Raw genomic sequence first — 17,656 nt, forward strand, 5'->3', positions numbered from 1 at the left:
CATAAACCCCTTCTTATTCTTTTATTACAACCCATTTATTCGTTCTGCTGTATTTCCTTGGAGAAGTACCAAAAATTAAAGGAACAGCATCCAATTCTTTACGACGAAAACCTGCTGTGTAAAAATAAGTAGAAGATACAGGGGTATCTTGATCCGATATTGAGGCGAGTACTTTTAATACATTTTGCAAATGTTTTCGGTTATGACCGTTCTTTATATGTAGCAAACCGTTATCTTTTACGCTATTGATCCATACTTCAAATGAACAGTTTTGCATAAGCAGTTGTTTACATATGCCCGCCGTTAATTCAATGAGTTCCTCTGTATCATTTCGCAAAGAAATACCGCTTTTATTTTGCAAATTGAGATATATCGCATATTTATCTGATTGTGTTCGCTCGTACTTTTTCGCGGTTATCGTCCCTGTTTTCGCTGTTGCACTCCAGTGGATAGAACGAAAATCTTCATTTTCATACGACTTTACTCCCATTACTTTCGTTTCATCATATAAGGGTGATGACATCGCTTTTCGAAATCCTCGTGACCATTCTTGTAATTCAGGAACTTGCATTTTCGGAACAGCTGGTAAGACTAAATAGGACGGCGTTTCAACTTGTTTATATGTTATATGGTTCGTTATGAATCCAAAGGGATCCGTAATGACAATTTCAACTTCTTCCCATTTCGCAATTCCTCTTTTTACAGCTACAGCTTGCAAATCAAATGAAACTGACTCTCTTCCTTTTAAATGTAAATTCATATAATAATTTGAACCTGTATTCGTATTTTTGTTTATTTCATCATGATTCCAAGTTAGCTTATTTTCACATTTAAATCGAAATACGATATTGAAAATAGGAAATATCGACTTATTTGAAATTTTCATTTTGCACATATTCGTTTCACCTATAAAAACGTTTGAATTTCCTTGGCTATATTCCCATTCAACACGAGATACTTTACGTATGTATACATGCATAGCACCTATTAAAATTACATACAAAAATACGAGAGATAAAAACAGTAGATTACTTGAAAATACACATAAAATAATGGCTACAACTGACATAACTCCCATTACGAAAGGCTCCGCTAATGGTGTATACACAAGCTGTTGATTCATCGTATATTCTCCACTGGTACATTAATCGTATGAAGAATTTCTTTCATGATTTGTTCTTTCGTCGTTTTCATCTCCCCTTCAATCGTTAACGTTAGACGATGAGCACAAACGGATGCAGCAAGCGTCTTAATATCATCTGGCGTACAATAATCTCTTTCATTTAATATTGCCCGTGCTTGAATTGCTCTCATAAACGCCAATGTCCCCCGCGGGCTTACACCAATTTCAATTAGCTCATGCTTTCGTGTTGCCTCAATAATTTCAAGTAGATAATCTTGCACATCATTCCCTACTAACACTTCTCTTGCTCGTTTTTGCACTGTAATAATTTCTTCAGTTGAAATAATTGAATGTAACGTTTCTAACGGATCATTCGTTTGAAAACGATTCATCATCTCCTTTTCTGCTTCTCTCGTAGGATAGCCTTGACGTATAGTTAGTAAAAAACGGTCTAGTTGAGCATCAGGTAAAGGAAATGTACCGGCGGATTCAAGAGGATTTTGCGTTGCAATTACTAAAAAAGGTTCTGGTAATGAATGAGTCTGTTTCGCAATTGTCACAGTACATTCTTCCATCACTTCCAGTAACGAAGATTGCGTTCTCGGTACAGCTCGATTTATTTCATCCACTACTACTATATTTGCAAAAATAGGCCCTAACCTCGTTTTAAATTCTGATTCCTTCACATCAAAATATTCGAGACCAATAACATCTCCAGGCAAAGTATCAGCTGTAAATTGTATTCTTTGAAACTTAGCGTCCACACTTTTAGCCAAACTTTTCGCTAATGTTGTTTTTCCCGTCCCAGGTACATCTTCTAACAAAATATGTCCTCTTGCTATAAGAGCTATAGCTGCAAGTTCAATCGCTTCATCTTTTCCTATAATCACTTTCGAAATATTGTTCGTAATTTTCTTTAATGTACTCATGTATTTACCTCCTGCTTTTATTTATTCTGAAAATTAAGAATTATTTATTTCCAAATTATAACACATCACAGTAAAAGTAAATATATTCCTATCAAAATAAGAAAAGATACCCATAGCAAGCGCTTAGGGTATCTTTTTCACCAAATTATTTTATTAAATCTCCATTGTAAGCTTTTATATCTAGAGGAGCAGTTAAAAACTGTTTTACTTTACTAACGAAAGATGTAAAGTGTTCACTCGTATTATGACTCGCAACTGCCTCTGCATCTTTCCATACTTCTACCATTGTATATACATTTTCTTTTTCCGTATCTTTATAAAGATCATAAGATACATTTCCGCTTTCTTCTCTTGAACTATGAATGAGCGGACGAATTTCTTCTAAAAATGATTGTTGTTTTGCTGGATCTACTTGAAATATTGCGTGAATTATAATCATGGTGTTTCTCCCCTCATATCTCACTTATTTCTGTCTTGTTATAAAATTACTTCCACTCAGCAACTTTTTCAATTGGAAGACGAACTGATTGGTAACCACTGTCAGCAGCTTTTCCGATTGAGATTAACATAACTGGTACGTGACGTTCTTTATCTAATCCGAAAGCTTCTGCGATTTGGTCTTTTTCAAATCCGCCAATTGGGCAAGTGTCATAACCGTGAGCACGAGCTGCTAGCATAAATTGCATTGCTACAAGACCACCGTCAATTAGTACTGTGTCTTTCATTACTTCTGGTGTAACCATTGAGAAGTAACCTGAAAGTTTTTTCATTTGATCTTCTTTTACTTCGGCTGGCATTAAACCGCGCTCTACTGCTGTACCGTAAATTTCTTCTGCGTTATCAAAGTTGTTTAAATCACCAAATACAGCAATCATCGCTGAAGATGTTTCTACTTGAGATTGATTAAATTTCGCAAGTGGCGCAAGTGTTGCTTTCGCTTCGTCACTTTCAATCACTAAAAATCTCCATGGTTGCATGTTTACAGATGATGGTGCAAGTGTTGCTTCTGTAAGAATTTCTGTCATTTCTTCTTTGCTAATTTTCACTGAAGGATCGTACTTACGAATTGAACGGCGTCCTGTTAAAATTTCGTTAAAATCATTTGTTTTTACTGAGTTAGTCATAGTTGAATTCTCCCTTTTTTATAGTTCTTTTATATTTTCTTGAATGTGATTTAACATAGTTAAAAGATTATCGCGCTGTTCTTCACTTAACCCTTTAAATGCTGAAGCTGCAAAACGTTCTTTTTCCTCTTGAAACGCCTGAATTTTATTTCGTCCCTCCTCAGTTAGAGAAACCAATGTAATTCTATTATCATCTGGATTTTTACGTCTTGTAATCATTTCATTTGCCTCAAGCTGCTTTAAATGCCTCGTTATCGCAGCATTATCAATATTCACTTCTTGTTGAAGTGCTTTTTGGCTAATTTCACCTACTTCATATAATTGAAGTATAAGCTCTAATCGAGACTGGCTCATACCCGTACACCCTTCAAACTTCGAACTTACTTCTTTATTTAGAAAGTGTAATTTATATAAAATAATCGCTTCTTTTGAGCATGAACTTGTCAAATTACCCCTCCTTTATATCCAATTTAAAAATATTTGATACATCAATAGTTGATATGTCAATTAATATAATCTATATCGATTTAAAATGCAAGCATTTTGTTTTCATTTATATTTTTCCAAATTTAGGCGCTTTGTAGCATTACAAAAAATGTAAATTACATTATAATAGTAATAATTCAAATGACTGGAGAGTGATTGTAATGCGGCAATACACAAATAGAAATGAGGAATTAAAACTGGAAAATGAAATGAGGATATTCACATATGACAACAATAAATATAGGGATTGTCGCGCACGTAGACGCTGGCAAGACGAGTTTGACTGAGCGTATTCTTTATGAAACGAATGTGATTAAAGAAATTGGCCGAGTAGATAGTGGTAATACGCAAACTGACTCAATGGAATTAGAAAGACAACGTGGAATTACGATTAAAGCATCTGTCGTCTCTTTCTGTATCAATGACTTAAAAGTAAATGTCATTGATACACCTGGACACGCTGATTTTATAGCTGAAGTGGAGCGATCATTCCGTGTTCTAGACGGTGCAATTTTAGTTATTTCTGCCGTTGAAGGTGTGCAAGCGCAAACAAAAATTTTAATGCGAACATTACAGAAACTAAACATACCGACTATTTTATTCGTTAATAAAATTGATCGTAGTGGCGCAAATACTGAAAAAGTTATGAAACAAATAAAAGAGGTTCTTTCAAATGAAGCATTCCCTTTCTACTCTGTAGAAAACGAAGGAACGAAAGAAGCCCGAATCATTGAATACAAATCATATGACAATTGTATAGAACTGTTAGCACCATATAATGAATCATTACTTGAGTCATATGTAAATAATGAAATCGTACCGGGCACACTATTAAGAGAGGAACTCATTACACAGATAGCGCAAGCAAATGTGTTCTCTATCTTTTTCGGTTCAGCCATGACAGGTACAGGTGTAACTGAACTGCTCGAAAATATTTCAGACTTAATTCCCGCTAATAAGTCGGCAGAAAATGAAGTATTATCCGGTGTTGTTTTTAAAATTGAACGTGAACCTTCCGGGGAAAAGATTGCATATGTAAGAGTTTTTTCTGGTCGTTTACACGTTAGAAAATATGTTCATATACTGCGTGATGACGCTCTAGCACATAAAGAAAAGATTAAGAAAATATGTATGTTTCATAACGGAAATGCAGTTCAAGCTTCAATCGTTCCTAGCGGAGAATTTGGCAAAGTGTGGGGACTTAGTGATATTAAAATTGGTGATATTATCGGTGAACGGACTGATTATATAAAAGATATTCACTTTGCCGAACCACAAATGGAAGCTGCTATTGAAGCATTACCAAAAGAACGTATTCATGATCTATACGCTGCACTTATGGAGCTATGTGAAGAAGATCCGCTCATTAAAGTGTGGAAAGATGATATTCATAATGAACTATATATTCGCCTTTTCGGTGAAGTTCAAAAAGAAGTAATTGAAACAACTCTTTATGAGAAATATAATTTGCAAGTTACTTTCTCAAATACGCGTGTCGTATGTATTGAGAAACCCATTGGCATAGGGAAAAGTGTTGAAGTAATGGGCGAAAAAGCGAATCCATTTTACGCAACAATTGGCTTTAAAATCGAACGTGGTGAGCTGAATTCTGGCATAATATATAAGTTAGGCGTTGAACTTGGATCGCTGCCTTTAGCATTTCATAAAGCAATTGAAGATACAGTATTTCAAACGTTAAAACAAGGTTTGTACGGATGGGAAGTTACGGACATTATCGTCACGTTAACACATACTGGTTATGCAAGCCCTGTTACAACAGCGAGTGACTTTAGAAATTTAACACCACTCGTTTTAATGGATGCTTTAAAGCAAGCTGAAACATGTGTATTTGAACCAGTAAACGCATTTGAATTAACTGTACCAGAACGTGCAATTAGTACCGCAATGTATAAATTAGCTGCCATTCCAGCAGCTTTTGCAGATCCTATATTCAATAATGATTCTTACGAGTTAACAGGTTCATTACCTGTTGCGAAAACAGAGAATTTTAAGCGAATGCTTCATTCATTCACTGAAGGAGAAGGCATTTTTACAACGAAGCCATCTGGTTACAAAGAACTGAAGGCTCCCTTCCCTACTCGAAAACGTGTTGATTATAATCCGCTGAATCGTAAGGATTATTTACTTCATGTGCTTAAGGCTTATTAAGTAAAAAAGAGGTGCAAATTGCACCTCTTTTTGCATGTATTGATAAGTTAGTTTGTCCTAACAACTTCTTTAAGCTTTTCTATTATTTTTGCTGTTGCTTCGATTGAATTCTCGGTTTCATATTCTCCAACATTTACAGAATGATTTGCATTTTTGACAACTTCAATTTGTAAATTCGTTTTATGTAACCGATCGATTTGATCTGCATTATATTGGTGATATTTATCTCCAATTACTAATAGCCCTTCGTGACGACTATGTAAAATCGACTCAAAAATGGAATCAAAAGTTAGTAAAGGTGTAAGTAGTATCATTTTTGACTGTAAAAAATCTTCTCTCTTCATTAAATCATTTGCAATCGGAATGGTTCCGAGTGACTTCCCTAAAAATATCGTATGATTGTATTGCTCACCTTTTAATACTTCCTTCATTACAGGATTAATATCGTCCATCATTATTTTTGTTACTTCTTCCATCAGTTTATTCATTACTTGTTCGTCATAAGAATAATGAATATGTACTACATCTATTTTATTTTCAAGCATAAGCATCGTTGCATAATAGAATAATGGTTTATCATAATTGTAACCGGAACCTGAAAACATAAAACAGATTGTATTAGAACCTTTTTCGATATGTGTGTAACGAATGACTTTGTCGTCTATATGTATTTCCTTTTTAGTTCCCTTCACCGTTTCCCCCTCCAAACACGTTTACTTTTGTAAAACGATATGTTCTGTATGAACTGATACATCCTTTACTTTATCTTTTATAAACGCTGGCTGTAAGTTATATGTATCTAATTCTTCTATCGGTACCCACTTAAACATATATGTTCTACCCTCTTCATTCAGAATATATTGATCCGCCCCATTTGCAGGTAATTGTTTCAGCTCTACTTCATAGTAAAAACTAATTTCATGAAACTTTCGCTCAGAAAGGGTGAAGAAATTTTCTACTGACCATATTAATCTCTTCACTTTAATAGGAACACCCACTTCTTCCGCAAGCTCTCGTTTTAATGCATCTTCACTATTTTCTAGCATTTTCACTCGTCCGCCCGGTACATACCAAAAATCTTCACCGTCACCTTGCAAAATGAGTATTTTATTATCCTGTTTGCAAATTGCTCCGACTCGGTAATTAAAACATGTTTCCTCTACTTTAAACGTAAGATCCACAATAACCCCCTCCAATGTATCATTACAAAACTATTATTTATGCGCAGTACAAATAAGATTACTAAATTTTTCTATTCCATTCAATAATTTTTTAACTTTTCAAAAACAATACGCATCATTTGTCATCACAAGTATAAATACATATGTCACAATCACTGCACACACTAAAGAAGCATTATGGGGGACGAATGGAAACATTGTCAATATACAAAACTGAAAAATCAAATAATTTTTAAGGCATCATTATAAAAGATAAAGTAAAACTTCAATAAATGGAGTTTTTATCTTTCCCCTGTTGTTTTTAAATATTGTTAAGACATTATTAAAAAAGACGCAAGGTCAACTTATGTGCTAATTAATTCTTTTTCTAGAAAAAGCGTCTTTTATTGCAATTGTTAATACATTTAGGAATAATAAAATAGCCATAACTACCGTTAATACGTTAAATTGCTTTGTTTTATAAGGAGCGAACCATTCCGTAAAGAACTCTGCATTAACGAGACGCTCCCCAACTCCTCCTTCCTTGAAGTTCGGTATCCACGAATTCATATCAAGGATGATAAAAATTAGTTGCATAACGAAAAATGCTCCAAGAGTTTTCAGCCAATTTCGTATTCGAATAGGACGCCCTTTTTTTGATGTCATTTAAATGATCCTTCTTTTAGAACTTGCTATTAAAGAGCCTTGTTCTGATAGATACGAATAGATAATATCCATGAAACCCCATAGCACCCCACTGCTATGACAGCAAATATAAGAAATAATTTCAAATCTGAAATCTCTTTTAAAAAGGTCAGTACGCCATTAGCATATTTATTTAATAAATATGGAGTATTTCGCATTAAATATATAACTCCAATAGATAAAAATATAAAAACTGGTACAAGTGTTTTCACTTTAAATGCAACAAAAAATGGGATGTAAAATGCAGTAATCAGCATGACTGCCAAGAAGCCTAGGATGTAACTTTCTAAGGAAAGTTGAAATTCCATGCTGTCTAAAATGAAATATTTTCCAACCAAACAAAAGGGGATGATTACTATTGTAAAAAATAAGGTTCCAACGTATTTTGAACTTATAATTTCCTTCCTAGTATACGGTAATGAGTTTACTAAAATATTAGCATTATCTTTATCATCAGATTGATAAGTGTTAATTACAAAAACGGCACTACAAATGATTATGACATATGCTACATCCATGCCGGCCCACAAATAGGTAACTAGAAATAAGAGATAAGCAGGTAAAAAAGTTTTTTGTAAAATCAAATCCTTTTTAATTAAATTAAGCATCTTGACTCCCCCTTTTTCATGAAATACATAATATCCTCTAAACTTGGTTTTTCAATCACCACTTCTTTATTAAATAAAGTTTCGATTGAATTTACATTTTCAATCAATCCCTCGAAACCTGTATTTGCTTTACATACAGATATAAATTCACGCTCAGTATCAAAATCTAACATATCTAGTGGTCCTTTGACCAAAATATAATCTTCTGCAATGGCATAAATATCTTTTGTAAAAATATGCTTCCCATTTTGAATAAATGTAATATAATCAGCAATGCGGTCTAAATCCGTTGTAATATGAGATGAGAAAAAGATAGTTTTCTCACCATCCTGCATAATATTTTGTAAAACATCCAATAATTCTCTTCTAAATACCGGGTCGAGTCCGGAAGTAGGCTCATCCATAATAATTAGTTCAGCATGATGTGAAAGGGCAATTGCAAGAGAGGCTTTCATTTTCATTCCTTTGGAGAATGTTTTCATTTTTTTATTTAATGGTAATTCGAACAGATCTTTATAATATGTAAATTGGTTAAAATCCCATTTTTTATAAGCAGGCGCAATAATTTTAGTAATTTCCTTTAATGTGAGTTCATCATAAAACACATTATCGTCATAAACGAAACCAATTCTTTCTTTAATTCGCTTCGCATCAGTCGAATAGTTCATGCCAAATAAGGAGACATTTCCACTATCCGGGTTCATTAGATTCATAATCATTTTAATCGTTGTAGATTTACCTGATCCATTTCCCCCAATAAAACCCGTAACAAATCCTTTTTTTACTTCCATCGAAAAATTTTTAATTTGAAATCCTTTAAAAGATTTACTGACATTTTGAAGTTCTATTACGTTTTCCAAGAGTTTTCCTCCTCGTATAAAATTGTAAGCATTTCTTTTAGATCATTTAAAGAAACATCCATTTGTTTAGCATTTTGAATCGCTTCACACAACTTTTCTTCAACTGTCTTTAATTTTTTTTCTTTCATAGTTTCAATGTTTTGTTCTGCTACAAAGGACCCCCTTCCGACAATCGAATAAATAAAACCATCTTTTTCCAGTTCTTCATATGCTCTTTTCGTTGTAATAATACTTACTCTTAAATCTTTTGCTAACTGACGCATTGAAGGAAGAGCATCTCCTTGCTTTAAATCACCTAGTAAAATAAGTTTTTTTATTTGGACACCAATTTGTTCATAAATAGGTTCCTTTGAAGTGTTCGTAATAACGATTTGCATGCAAATACCTCTTTTTAAAAATATTGTATATATACTTTATATACAATATATACTATCGTACATTGTAAATCAACAGAAAATTCCCAAAATATAGTCACAAACACAATCTAATAATACATGTAATTCATACAACTTATTTATACGGGGCTTCCTCGTATTTGCTCGATTTTGAGGTGGAGGTCTTACTGCTATCTAATGCGGTATAAAGACTACGTTGTGTTTTACGGAGAAATTGGCACAGCTGGTAGTGTGAAAGCAAAAGAGTTTGAAACAGAAGAACAATCTGAGGAAGTTGATATCAAGTTAGACTGGGATGAAGATGACAAAGAAGGATTAAAAAAGATGTTTCCTAAGTTATGGGACATGTACGGGGAAGAACCGATAGACTGGTAGATTAGTTGATTGTCAAAAACGCCTTGTTTCTTTCGTAACAAGGCGTTTTTCATGATACTATATTTAAATTTTTATCTTCCCACTTTCCCACCACTTCATAAACGTTTCTAACGAAGGAGCAACCCAAGTTCTACTATCATTTTCATGATTCCATACATATATATCATCTCTTTGCACGATTCCATTCAAAATGGAATAACCAAACAAATCACCATTTCCGCCATCAGCAATAAATAATAAACAGTCAAAAGGCATATATATAAACCCTTGAAATCAACTATATTTCTCATATTCATATTTTCAGTTTTAATTTTTGAAGTAGACCATATAAAATCCCCGTATTCACCTTCTACACCGTTTGTTTCCTGTAATAATTGATATAAATCATTCGGTAATTCCACCTGCAAATTTTTGTGAACTTCAGCGAGTTCATCCTTTTTAGCTGGATTATTGAAACTTAAGTTTTGTGAGATACTGTGAATTGTGTTTTTCCACATAGCTTTTTATCCTTCCATCGCTTATGTTCAATCAATTACATACAAAAAGGATTCCCTAAATTGATTGATACCACTTTTCTAGCAACTCTTTCTCCCTCTCTCCTGAAATACCTGCTTTTAATTCCCATTCATCCACACTCTTTATCCACTCATACACATCTGTAACTGTATGTTCTAACCTTCTAAAAGTAAGTCCTTCTTTAACAGCACTTTCAATACTAATAGAAAAACCACCTTTCCACGGCTTCGTCTCACCTTCTAATGAAAATGTTTCAGGAAGCCATAGTGGCATCTCTGTCCAAGGCTGCACCTTATATTCATTCAAAAACGATTCATCTACCCAAACGAATGCAGCATCACTATTCGTAACCTTTTTACAAGTATTTAATAGCTCTTCCATCGTCAATTCATAACTTGGACCTGTTACATTGAATGTACCTGCTTTATTGTTTTCTGCCATGTTTATTCCCCAGTTTGCGACGTCTTTTATATCAACTACCTGCACTGGGCGGTCTTTTCTTCCTGGAACTAACACTTCTCCTCCCTTTGCTACACGCCCAATCCAGTATGGAAGCCGGTCTGTATAATCATACATACCTGAAAGAAGTCCTGCTCTTACGTGTAGAACACGCCCCGGCCAATACTTCTCTGCTTCTTTTTCACACAATACTTTCAGCGCACCATAATACTCATAAGGAGAAACTTCACCATTCTCCACAGCCTTTAATTGATCACCCGTAGGTTCAGCTTGTAATATATAATCTTCTTTTATTTGATGCGGAATCCAATCTTTATATACAGAAAGACTTGAAATGAATATATAATGCTTTATATTATCCCGTAACACTTCTCCAACATTTCTAATATGATGCGGAGAAAATCCACACGTGTCGACTACCGCATCCCATTTTCGATTTTCTAAACTTGAAACATCATTATTTCTATCACCAATTAACTGCTCTACTTCAGGAAAAATTTCTTTATTCGTTCCGCGATTAAATAATGTAACTTCATGCCCTCTTTTTAATGCCTCTTCTACAAAAGCTCTTCCTAAAAATCGTGTACCACCTAGAATTAAAATTTTCATGGTTCTCCCCCATTCGTATTAATAACCCTTCCTAATGTTTAACGATTTTTTATTGAGGAAAGTTACGGAGAGCATTTAAATTTTTCTACAAGTTCACCATTACTCTTTCAAAAGTATATACTCTTTAATTAATCTCCATCTATCCTTTGCTTCTGGCACAACTTCAGAAGCAATCACCACCACCAAATCCTTCTCCGGAATACAACAAATCATATTCCCACCATCACCCATGGCACAGTATGAAAAGATTCCATCCTCTTCTCGTAACCACCATAAGTAACCATATTGATTTTGGTTCATTTCTGTCGATTCTTTTATCCATGATTTTGATAGTAGTTGTTTTCCATTATGAATACCTTCACTCAAATACAGCTGTCCAAACTTAGCCATATCTTTAACTGTTAACGTTAGTCCCCAGCCGCCTGTCGAAATACCATTTGGATCATGAACCCATCCCTTTACATCTTTTCCAAATAAGTCATCGAATCCAAATGCTTTCATATTATAGTTTGGAATTTCTCTCATGCCGAGTGGCTGAAATAAGTATTCATTCGCAAATTCACGTGCATTTTTTCCTGTTACGCTCATTATGATTGCCGATAATAAATGAGCTCCTGCAGATGAGTATTTAAAAGACCCAATTTCTCCGCCTTGTCCAATCCTATTCAATGTATACTGTACCCAATCTCGTTGCGTACATAGTTCTTCTAACGGTTCCTGCCAGTCTACGAAAGGATGTGGAGCTGTCATCGTAAGAAGATGACCTACTGTTATTTCAGGTGAATGAACGTTATATTCCGAGAAAAATTCTATTACTTTTTGATCAACACTTTTTATATAGCGCTTATCTATACATATCCCAATTAACGCAGAGATTATCGTTTTTGTAACTGACGCTACATGAAACGCATCATCTGGACTGTAGCCATTATAATAATTTTCAAAAACAACATTACCTCTCTGCACTACTAACATACCATTAATATTTTTGTATTCTTCTTTTATAATACAGTCTAGCTTTTCAGCAGTTTGCATTGTTCCTCCCCCTTAATCAACGATTAAAAAGGTTCGATAGGTACATATATATCAACTATATGTTTCTTTTCCGGGTGCTGCCTTGGGTCATTTTTATACATTTCAAAAGGATATGAATCCCTCGGTTTATATCCGCTATTTGGAAGCCACTCACCATATAAGAAATCCCATGCTCCTTTATATTCATCTTGGAATATTTCAAAATGACCTACCGCATACTTTCCAGAAGGTATTACCATTATTCCAATGTCGCTCGTTTCTACTGCGGATTCATTCGGAATTGTTATACATAAACTAGTTCGTAAATGATTGCCCTCAGTAAATTCATGATGATCGTGATAAATGGTTAATACTTTCGTATGCTCAAATACATGACAGTTTTCCTCCGCTGCGTAATGAAATAATTTCTCTATCATTTTTGGAAAAGCAATCGTTAACTCTTCATATGTACCGATATGTCTTTTGTATGCGACGTTTATATTATCCGCTGTTACAATTTCAACATTTCCTCGAACCTTCTTACACTCATTGTATTGAGAAGTTTCGCTTACGTCTTTGCAATTCTTGCTATTGTCGTTTCGATATTGAGATGGACTTATTCCGTAATGACTTTTAAATGTACGGGAGAAAACTGCTGAATCTGTAAATCCGAAGTGATACGCAATATGTGTAATTGTCATATCCAAACGGTATGTAAGTAAATTTGTTGCTCTTTCTAATTTTAATCGGTTTACATACCGTGATAATGGCTCCTCTACTATCCCCTTAAAAATACGATGAAAATGAAACTTTGAAAATCCTGCTACATCCGCCAGCTCTTCAATTGAAAGTGAATCATCTATGTGTGATTCTATATAATCTTGTACTTTGTAAATGCGTCGTATGTATTCATTTCTACTTTGTTTACTCTCCATATTATTATCTCCTCACAACAAAAAGGCTAACGTTAAGCTAGCCTACTTTTATACATTTTTTAAAAACAAAACTCTACTACCGCCGTTCCCATCATAATTTGTATGTACCGATACACCCTCTACCTCATCATCCCCAGCCTCAATCCGAAAACCGATTTCTTGATGAAACTGTATCGACTTTTTGTTAACTGGTGAGGTAATTGCTTTTACAACTTTACGGTTATTTGCACGAGCGGCATCAAAGAAATAAGAATACAATGTCGATGCGATTCCTCTTCTTCTATACTTCGGATTTACACCGATAAAGTGAACGTATGCTTCATCTTTATATGTTTGTGAAAAAAATCCACATAAGAAACCTAACGTTTCTCCATCTTCTTCAATGATAAAACTTGTTTCTTGAAAGTGAACGAAAAACAGTTTTGGCAACATAGCAGACATATCTCTCCCGCCCCACCAATCATTTAAAACAGAATTAATCTTTACATAATCTTCCCCTTGGATGTTTCTAACTCGCATATGTTTCTCCCTCTCACTCACTTCATTTTTTCATATATTTTAATGACTGTTTCTACTAATAGGATGAATACCCATATCCCGCAAAATATAAGAACAGACTGGAATATCAATCCAATTATCATAACACCAACTGCACCTGTTATTGAAAAGGATATTCCACCAAGCCCTGGATCCTGTATAAATGCTCCAGCAGAAAAAGGGGTTATAATAGATACTATTAAATAAATAACACTCATTATTTTTAATATTTTTATAGAAAGATACGAAGTTTTTTCTTGCTCCACTTGTGATAATTCGATTTCCCCGTTCGCAATTCCTTTTTGCAAACAGTCCTCACATAAAAATTCTTCCTTAATTTTTTTACCACCGTGCAGCGTACCTGTTATCTCTTTACACCTTGAACATTTTCGATTTATCATGTTGTTACCACTCCAATCTATTAAGATTATACTTATACCATTCTGCATTTACCTTAATATTCCTTTTATGTATTTTATAGAGAAAGGTCGTATTTTATGATTTCAAAACTTACGTTTGGCTTGAAAAAATCTACCACTCATTATGTATTAAGACCTAGTTGTTATGCGATTATTTTCCATTCATCTTCTTCAATGATTGCTGTTATCCAAAAAGGAGACCGTTACTTTTTACCTGGTGGTGGTATGGAAGGTAATGAAACAAAAGAAGAGTGTTTGCACCGTGAACTACTAGAGGAATTAGGATGGGCAATTGAAATTGATCAATATATCGGTAATGCAGCTCGATATTTTTATGCAGAAAATGAAGATATATATTATTTAAATGACGGGTTCTTTTATATTGCGAACATGGTGCAGAAACAAACTGAAAACTGTGAGGATGATCATGTTCTAAGGTGGATGTCTCCTTTACTTGCTGTCGAACTTCTCCTTCACGATCATCAAAAATGGGCCGTTAAACAAACCCTTTTATTACGAAAACAAAAAGGATCTCCTTCTATATGAAAGAGATCCTTTTTACTGTTAACTTACTTTTTTTAAATTGAGAGCTGGCTTTTTCATTCCGCCTTTTTTTACAACATATAGACCCACAAAGATAATAAGTCCGCCAACGAGTTGCATCATATTAATTTGCTCCCCAATTGTTACTGCTGCAAAGATAACTGCGAATAATGGTACGAGATACATATAAACCATTACTTTTGTTGAACCTATTTGACTAATACCGACATACCACATTGCTAGTCCGAAGATGGTTGCAAAGATGATTGAATATGCTAGTGATCCCCAGCTTGGCGTATCTACTGGCCACGTTAAAGAATTTACGTTGAATAAACAGTATATAACAAGTGGTACTATCCCAATTAAAGTAGACCATGATGTGACTCTCATTGCGGAGTATTTTGTAATAAGAGGTTGCGCTAATATTGGATACCATCCCCACGCAATTGCTGCGACTAATCCAATTACATTTCCGAGCCACGCATATTCATAAGTAGCTCCTCCTGTATGTCCTGTTAATAAAACGAATGCTGCACCAATAAACGCTATTATTGAACCAATTTGTACTTTCATCGAAAAACGTTCTTGTTTGTGTAATACTGCTAATATCCCTGTAAATATAGGTGACATCGCAATTAATAATGAGGCGTTCGTTGCTGAAGTATATTTCACAGATAGCATAAACATCGTTTGATACATTGCCGTACCAACGATACCGACTGCTACTAATCGAAACCAATCTTTTCTTTCAATACGTAATGAGCGTTCCATCATAAATGTAATAAGTAATAATACCGGAGATGCTACTAAAAATCGTAAACTATTAAATTGAATGGATGACATATATGCCACGCCATACTTTCCAATTGTATAATTTGCTCCCCATACTAATGCTACTGATACTAGGAGCCATTCCATTTGCCATCGTTTCATCCGAATCTCCCCTTCCATATTTAGCATAGTAAAATTGGCTGGATATAACACCGTCCAATTGGCTGTTTTTTTACCCAGCCAATTTGTTATACTGAATGTATATAAGAGATGCGGAGGTGTTTGTATGGAATGGAAGCTAGATAACGACAGTAAAATTCCTATTTATCAGCAAGTTGTTGACTTTATTGAAAAACGTATTACATACGGAGAACTTCCTCCAGGTAGCTTCCTCCCTTCCGAACGGAAATTAGCTACACAGTTAAATGTAAACCGAAGTACAGTAACGACTGCTTATAATGAGCTACGCGCTATGGGAATTGTAGAAAGTACGACTGGTAAAGGGACACGTGTAAGTACACATATGTGGGGCGTTTCTCCAACATTAACGCCGAACTGGAGAAATTTCGTAGAAGGTGGTACTTTCTTACCAAACTTACCTTTACTTCGCCATATTCGAGCGGAAGTACAACAAAATAAAAACATTATAGATTTTGCAAATGGAGAGCTCGGTTGTAACCTCTATCCTCACGATCAACTACAAACGATTTTACGAGAACAACCGTTAACGCATTCATTAAGTTACGATCATCCGCAAGGCTATCTGCCGCTAAGACAAGCGGTCGTAAAATATATGAAGGAATATTTAAAAGTTGAAGCGACTGAACAATCCATTATGATTACATCTGGCGCACAGCAAGCACTTCACCTTATCGTTCAATGTTTATTAAATCCCGGTGATGCAGTTGCTTTTGAAAGTCCTTCACACTGTTATTCCTTACCGTTATTCCAATCAGCAGGTATTCGTATTTTCCCGTTACCTGTCGATGAACATGGTATTAATCCGGATGATGTGCAAGAATTATATAGAAAGCATCGTATTAAAATGATTTTTTTAAATCCAAACTTCCAAAATCCTACGGGAACTATGCTTCATCCAAACCGTAGAAAAAAACTGTTATCACTTTGTGCAGACTTACGAATTGCGATTGTGGAAGATGATCCGTCCAGTTTACTTACGCTAGAAAAGAAACAGCCTTGCCCTACTTTAAAATCGATTGATGAGAACGGAACTGTCATTTATGTACATTCTTTATCAAAAATGATTGCACCAGGTTTACGAGTCGGCTGGCTTGTCGCCCCGCAGTCTGTAGTAGAAAGATTATCCGACGCAAGACACCAAATGGAATTAGGCATGAGTATTTTCCCGCAGTGGCTTATGCAGCAATTTTTCGAAACCGTACCATTTCAGTCTCATATCGTGCCGTTACGAAAACAACTAGCAGAAAAAAGAGACGTTATCGTTCGTGCCCTAAACGAGCAACTTCACGATAAAATCTCTTTTTCGAACCCGACCGGTGGTATATACATATGGGGAAAATTAAAAGAACCAATAAATGAAAAGCAACTTATTATGCAAAGTTTAAAACAAGAAATCGCCTTTATGCCAGGTAGTATTTTTGGCGCGAAAGATGGTTATATTCGTTTATCTTATGGAAAAGTGAATATTGATCAAATTGAGGAAGGTATTTCTCGTTTGCGAGAAGCTATTTTAGTTTGTGAAAAATAACTTTACATAAAGCTCTATCGTTTGACAAAAGAAAAATCTACCATTATTATCAACACGAACCTAGTTCCCCCGCATTAACGGGCAATAAAACTCCCAGCTCAAAATTCAGCTGTAACAAAGAAGTTAGGTGGGAGATCAACTGCCCGTAAATGCCCGATTGGTTCAACTAATAATCAGTGGAGGATGAATC

General features: G+C 34.8%; 21 protein-coding genes and 1 pseudogene. 4 read left to right on the forward strand and 18 right to left on the reverse strand.

The window, feature by feature from the left end; all coding sequences use genetic code 11:
* Positions 1-13 precede the first annotated feature (13 nt).
* The 5 genes from GFJ36_RS15780 to GFJ36_RS15800 form a co-directional block, all read right to left on the reverse strand.
* Complete coding sequence (locus GFJ36_RS15780) at positions 14-1,123, reverse strand: DUF58 domain-containing protein (protein ID WP_097890248.1); 1,110 nt, start codon at positions 1,121-1,123, stop codon at positions 14-16.
* Complete coding sequence (locus GFJ36_RS15785; protein WP_097890249.1) at positions 1,120-2,052, reverse strand: AAA family ATPase; 933 nt, start codon at positions 2,050-2,052, stop codon at positions 1,120-1,122. The genes GFJ36_RS15780 and GFJ36_RS15785 overlap by 4 nt, the downstream gene beginning before the upstream one ends.
* Positions 2,053-2,197: 145 nt before the next feature.
* On the reverse strand, positions 2,198-2,491 hold the full coding sequence (locus tag GFJ36_RS15790; RefSeq protein ID WP_097890250.1) for a putative quinol monooxygenase: 294 nt from the start codon (positions 2,489-2,491) through the stop codon (positions 2,198-2,200).
* Positions 2,492-2,537: 46 nt separating this feature from the next.
* Entirely contained in the window at positions 2,538-3,176 is a 639-nt protein-coding gene (locus GFJ36_RS15795; RefSeq protein ID WP_073515489.1) for a nitroreductase family protein, read from the reverse strand.
* Between the two features lie 18 nt (positions 3,177-3,194).
* Positions 3,195-3,623 carry a MarR family winged helix-turn-helix transcriptional regulator gene (locus GFJ36_RS15800; protein ID WP_000204169.1) on the reverse strand — a complete coding sequence of 143 codons (429 nt, stop codon included), beginning with the start codon at positions 3,621-3,623 and terminating at the stop codon, positions 3,195-3,197.
* Positions 3,624-3,887: 264 nt separating this feature from the next.
* Between GFJ36_RS15800 and GFJ36_RS15805 the strand changes: the two genes are divergently transcribed.
* Positions 3,888-5,831: an elongation factor G gene (locus GFJ36_RS15805; RefSeq protein WP_098230648.1), complete on the forward strand. Its 1,944-nt coding sequence runs from the start codon at positions 3,888-3,890 to the stop codon at positions 5,829-5,831.
* Between the two features lie 47 nt (positions 5,832-5,878).
* Here GFJ36_RS15805 and GFJ36_RS15810 read toward each other — a convergent pair whose 3' ends face one another.
* From GFJ36_RS15810 to GFJ36_RS15835, 6 genes are all read right to left on the reverse strand, one after another.
* Entirely contained in the window at positions 5,879-6,523 is a 645-nt protein-coding gene (locus tag GFJ36_RS15810) for an alpha/beta hydrolase (RefSeq protein WP_098230649.1), read from the reverse strand.
* Positions 6,524-6,544: 21 nt separating this feature from the next.
* Entirely contained in the window at positions 6,545-7,012 is a 468-nt protein-coding gene (locus GFJ36_RS15815) for an NUDIX hydrolase (protein WP_088063843.1), read from the reverse strand.
* A gap of 351 nt (positions 7,013-7,363) precedes the next feature.
* Positions 7,364-7,657, reverse strand: a complete 294-nt coding sequence (locus GFJ36_RS15820) for a YfzA family protein (protein ID WP_097890253.1) — start codon at positions 7,655-7,657, stop codon at positions 7,364-7,366.
* A 29-nt stretch (positions 7,658-7,686) separates the two neighbouring features.
* The gene (locus GFJ36_RS15825; RefSeq protein WP_000933342.1) at positions 7,687-8,304 is read right to left on the reverse strand and encodes an ABC-2 transporter permease; all 618 of its coding nucleotides are present in this window, start codon (positions 8,302-8,304) and stop codon (positions 7,687-7,689) included.
* Positions 8,292-9,164, reverse strand: coding sequence for an ABC transporter ATP-binding protein (locus GFJ36_RS15830; protein ID WP_000432454.1), 873 nt, complete (start codon positions 9,162-9,164; stop codon positions 8,292-8,294). Before GFJ36_RS15830 ends, GFJ36_RS15825 begins: the two co-directional genes overlap by 13 nt.
* Entirely contained in the window at positions 9,152-9,541 is a 390-nt protein-coding gene (locus GFJ36_RS15835) for a GntR family transcriptional regulator (RefSeq protein ID WP_001167593.1), read from the reverse strand. Before GFJ36_RS15835 ends, GFJ36_RS15830 begins: the two co-directional genes overlap by 13 nt.
* A 195-nt stretch (positions 9,542-9,736) precedes the next feature.
* Between GFJ36_RS15835 and GFJ36_RS15840 the strand changes: the two genes are divergently transcribed.
* On the forward strand, positions 9,737-9,934 hold the full coding sequence (locus GFJ36_RS15840; RefSeq protein WP_142291768.1) for a hypothetical protein: 198 nt from the start codon (positions 9,737-9,739) through the stop codon (positions 9,932-9,934).
* Positions 9,935-9,997: 63 nt separating this feature from the next.
* Here GFJ36_RS15840 and GFJ36_RS15845 read toward each other — a convergent pair.
* From GFJ36_RS15845 to GFJ36_RS15870, 6 genes and pseudogenes are all read right to left on the reverse strand, one after another.
* Positions 9,998-10,431 (reverse strand): annotated as a pseudogene (locus tag GFJ36_RS15845) (SMI1/KNR4 family protein).
* A gap of 55 nt (positions 10,432-10,486) precedes the next feature.
* Positions 10,487-11,518, reverse strand: a complete 1,032-nt coding sequence (locus tag GFJ36_RS15850; protein ID WP_098230650.1) for an SDR family oxidoreductase — start codon at positions 11,516-11,518, stop codon at positions 10,487-10,489.
* A 99-nt stretch (positions 11,519-11,617) separates the two neighbouring features.
* Positions 11,618-12,553, reverse strand: a complete 936-nt coding sequence (locus GFJ36_RS15855) for a serine hydrolase domain-containing protein (RefSeq protein WP_098082543.1) — start codon at positions 12,551-12,553, stop codon at positions 11,618-11,620.
* Positions 12,554-12,576: 23 nt separating this feature from the next.
* Positions 12,577-13,467, reverse strand: a complete 891-nt coding sequence (locus GFJ36_RS15860) for an AraC family transcriptional regulator (protein ID WP_098230651.1) — start codon at positions 13,465-13,467, stop codon at positions 12,577-12,579.
* 48 nt (positions 13,468-13,515) lie between these two features.
* On the reverse strand, positions 13,516-13,986 hold the full coding sequence (locus tag GFJ36_RS15865; RefSeq protein WP_098082545.1) for a GNAT family N-acetyltransferase: 471 nt from the start codon (positions 13,984-13,986) through the stop codon (positions 13,516-13,518).
* Positions 13,987-14,003: 17 nt separating this feature from the next.
* The gene (locus GFJ36_RS15870) at positions 14,004-14,405 is read right to left on the reverse strand and encodes a DUF3980 domain-containing protein (RefSeq protein WP_097858987.1); all 402 of its coding nucleotides are present in this window, start codon (positions 14,403-14,405) and stop codon (positions 14,004-14,006) included.
* Positions 14,406-14,501: 96 nt separating this feature from the next.
* On the opposite strand from GFJ36_RS15870, the gene GFJ36_RS15875 reads away from it, so the two are divergent.
* The gene (locus GFJ36_RS15875) at positions 14,502-14,969 is read left to right on the forward strand and encodes an NUDIX hydrolase (protein WP_097890259.1); all 468 of its coding nucleotides are present in this window, start codon (positions 14,502-14,504) and stop codon (positions 14,967-14,969) included.
* Between the two features lie 18 nt (positions 14,970-14,987).
* Here GFJ36_RS15875 and GFJ36_RS15880 read toward each other — a convergent pair whose 3' ends face one another.
* The gene (locus tag GFJ36_RS15880) at positions 14,988-15,899 is read right to left on the reverse strand and encodes a DMT family transporter (RefSeq protein ID WP_157349677.1); all 912 of its coding nucleotides are present in this window, start codon (positions 15,897-15,899) and stop codon (positions 14,988-14,990) included.
* A 124-nt stretch (positions 15,900-16,023) separates the two neighbouring features.
* On the opposite strand from GFJ36_RS15880, the gene pdxR reads away from it, so the two are divergent.
* The gene (gene pdxR / locus GFJ36_RS15885; protein ID WP_097890260.1) at positions 16,024-17,466 is read left to right on the forward strand and encodes a MocR-like pyridoxine biosynthesis transcription factor PdxR; all 1,443 of its coding nucleotides are present in this window, start codon (positions 16,024-16,026) and stop codon (positions 17,464-17,466) included.
* Positions 17,467-17,656: the final 190 nt, after the last annotated feature.

The organism is Bacillus sp. EE-W1, from assembly GCF_009760835.1.
Classification (GTDB): domain Bacteria; phylum Bacillota; class Bacilli; order Bacillales; family Bacillaceae_G; genus Bacillus_A; species Bacillus_A wiedmannii.